Genomic DNA, 2,367 nt, shown 5'->3' on the forward strand with positions numbered 1-2,367 from the left:
GTCAAGACTTCTATCTAAACATAGTGGTATCAATGTATCTGCTTCTAGCTCTTGACTTGTTATTTGCTGATATTGTTTACGGATATATCTTGCTAATTGATTAGCTTTGTTATTTAACTCTTGATATGTAAGCTGTTGTTCCTCAAATACTAATGCAATATTATTCGGGTTTTGTTTTACTTGTTCTTCAAATAGCTCATATATCGTCTTATCTCTAGGATATTCACTATCCGTCTGGTTCCAGTCATAGACAATTTTATTAAATTCCTTATAAGATAAGATATTTATATCTTTAATACGGATATCAATATCTTTTACGACTTGATGCAAAATACTAACATACAGATCGAGTAGTCTTTTTACCGTTTGTTCTTTGAATAGACTCCTCTTATATACAAAGTTTAATAAAAATTTTTCAGACACATCACATACAAACATTTCTAGATCTAACCTTGTATAATCAAATCTTTGAAATAATTTACTAAATATATCACTATCTGAAATATCTATAGAAGGTTGTAAGGATAGTATTGTTTGAAATATTGGATGCTGATCTATATCTTTTCTATTTTCAACTTCATTAACAAGTATTGAAAATGGTATTAGATCTTTGTTATTCATTTCTTTAACAGCAACATTCACCTGCTTTAATATTTCATAAAAATGATCACTATCATTAATCTTACATCTATGAGCATATAAATTTACAAAAAAACCAACTAAGTTTTCTATCTGATAGTAATTTCTACCCGATACTGGTGAACCTACAACAATATCTGTTCTGCCAGTATACCTTTTGAGTAGCACAAAGTATGCACTCAACAGAATAGTATATAATGACACTTCAGAGGATTTGGCTATACTTCTTATTCTTTTTGACACTATCTCATCAAGCTGTATAGAAACATGACCCGCTAAAGCAGTTTGGCCCTTGACTCTTTGATAATCTGTTGGAATATCTAAATATGGAAATTTATCAAATCTTTTTTTCCATTTTAATATCAGCTCATGTGACAATATTTTTTTGCTATATTGTCTTTGATGAATAGCAAAATCTTGATACTGAATAGAAAGTTTTGCTAATTTAGGCTTAGTTTGATATTCAATAGCATTATAAAACTCATTGAGATCTTTGAGGATTATATCCAATGACCAAGCATCATTTGCAATGTGATGTGTATTAATCAAAAGTTTTATATCGTTTTCATCATGATATATAGAAACTCTTATAGGAATTTCTAACTCTATATTAAATACTCGTGAAATATCTTTAGTAATTTGAGCTTGGATATCGGTATTACTCCAATCATACTCATCAAATTTTAATTCGGAATCTATTATTTCAAAAAATGCTTTTCCATTACCATCTATTTTTATAACAGTTCTTAAAACCTCATGTCTTTCAATTAATTTATTAAAAGCTTGCTCTAAAGACTTTAATTTAATATTTCTATTTAGCGATAATAGCAAAGGCATATTATATGCAGGATTATCACAATCAAAATTATTTATAAAAAATAATCTTTCCTGTGCCAAAGATAACTCATTTTTTGTATTTAAACCTTTAAATATCTCTGTTTCAAAAAATTGCTTTTTTGTGAAAATATTATTCAAAGAAAGTGTTTGCAACAGTATATTTTTATTCTTAGCAAGACTATTTTTGTAACCTTGTTCTTTTGCTCTATCAGTTAAAAGAACTTTCAATCTTTGATTCTCAATCCAAATAGCTGATCCAGTTTTTTTAAAATCAATTAATAAATTCACTATCACAAATAAAACTCCTCTGAGCTAAATTTTTTATTATTCAAATTAAATAAAGAACTGTTAGTAATAGAACAAATATTTCTAAAGTCAAAAACATATTCCACTAAAAAATCTATATGAAAACTATTTGATATTCTATTAACCAACCTAATAGCTAAGATACTATTACCACCAATTCTAAAGAAATCATCTGTTATACCAACTTTCTCTAAGCCAAGTACCTCTGCAAATATATTACATAAAGTAGTCTCAAGCTCTGTAGTAGGGGCTACATAACTATCTTCATTAACAAACTCTGGATCGGGTAACGCTCTTCTGTCTAACTTACCATTTACCGTCAATGGCATAGACTCAAGTTCAACCAATATACTCGGTAACATATACTCCGGTAATACCTTAGATAGTTGAGTGAGTATTGATTCTTGTGTTAGAAAATTGTCTTTATCAGCCACATAGTAACCAACCAAATACTTATTATTTGTTTCTTCATTCTCTTTAGCTAATACACATGACTGTTTAATCCCTGCTATTGAACTTAGTTGATTCTCAATCTCTCCTAACTCTATACGATAACCTCTGATCTTGACTTGATCATCATTTCTA

General features: G+C 28.5%; 2 protein-coding genes. Both read right to left on the reverse strand.

Annotated elements, in window-relative coordinates:
• The coding region (locus tag FTPG_RS09480; RefSeq protein WP_004288253.1) for a condensation domain-containing protein at positions 1 to 1,770 on the reverse strand (1,770 nt) is incomplete at its 3' end.
• A partial coding sequence (locus FTPG_RS09485; RefSeq protein WP_004288254.1) for a phosphopantetheine-binding protein occupies positions 1,767 to 2,367 on the reverse strand: 601 nt, incomplete at its 5' end. The genes FTPG_RS09485 and FTPG_RS09480, both read right to left, overlap by 4 nt.

This window comes from Francisella philomiragia subsp. philomiragia ATCC 25015 (assembly GCF_000156715.1).
In the GTDB taxonomy this organism is placed as follows: Bacteria; Pseudomonadota; Gammaproteobacteria; order Francisellales; family Francisellaceae; genus Francisella; species Francisella philomiragia.